Origin of the sequence: Campylobacter sp. 2018MI10, assembly GCF_018501175.1 — a bacterium.
Classification (GTDB): Bacteria; Campylobacterota; Campylobacteria; order Campylobacterales; family Campylobacteraceae; genus Campylobacter_E.
Genome location: NZ_JAHCZD010000053.1, coordinates 1 through 695 on the forward strand (window position 1 = coordinate 1; position 695 = coordinate 695).

At 36.3% G+C, this 695-nt stretch carries 1 protein-coding gene; it reads left to right on the forward strand.

The window, feature by feature from the left end:
* Positions 1-695, forward strand: a 695-nt coding sequence (locus KJR01_RS09625) for a flagellin (RefSeq protein ID WP_284467024.1), incomplete at both ends; no start/stop codon positions are given.

Here is a 695-nt window from a genome sequence, read left to right on the forward strand (position 1 = left end):
ACTATAGATAAATTAACTAAAAAATTAGAAGAAGTAGTAAATGCAGCTGACGGTAAAACTATGGATACAGCAGAAGCTCAACAAGGTATGGTAGCTCACTCATATCTACAATTCTTCGCTGGTGTTAAAGCAGGTCTAAATGAGCCTAATAACGAAGGTCTTAGCTCAATTATAGGCTTAAATACAACTAACTCAACTAATATGGGAAGATTAAGCCTTGTTTCAAACAACGGAAGAGATATTCAAGTAGAAGTTAAAGACGCTAATGGCTTTACAAGTAATTCAGCTTTAGGATTTGATAAAAATGTTAGCGAAGCAACAGTGAGTTTAAGAGAAACTAATGCAACAATTAGTAGAGCTCAAGCTGACGCTATGGGATTTAACAATGAAGAATGGCAAGCTGGAGATAATGGGGACAATACTAACGGCTACGCAGCAGGTGTAATGACACTAAAAGGCGCACAAGCTATGATGAATATTGCTGAATCAGCTCAAAAAGCTCTTGAAGCAATCAGAAGTGACCTTGGTTCTGTCCAAAATCAACTTGTTTCAACTGTTAATAATATTTCAGTTACTCAAGTAAATGTTAAATCAGCTGAAAGTAATATTAGAGATGTTGACTTTGCATCTGAGAGTGCTACATTTAGTAAACACCAAATCCTAGCTCAATCAGGTGTATATGCAATGAGCCAAGC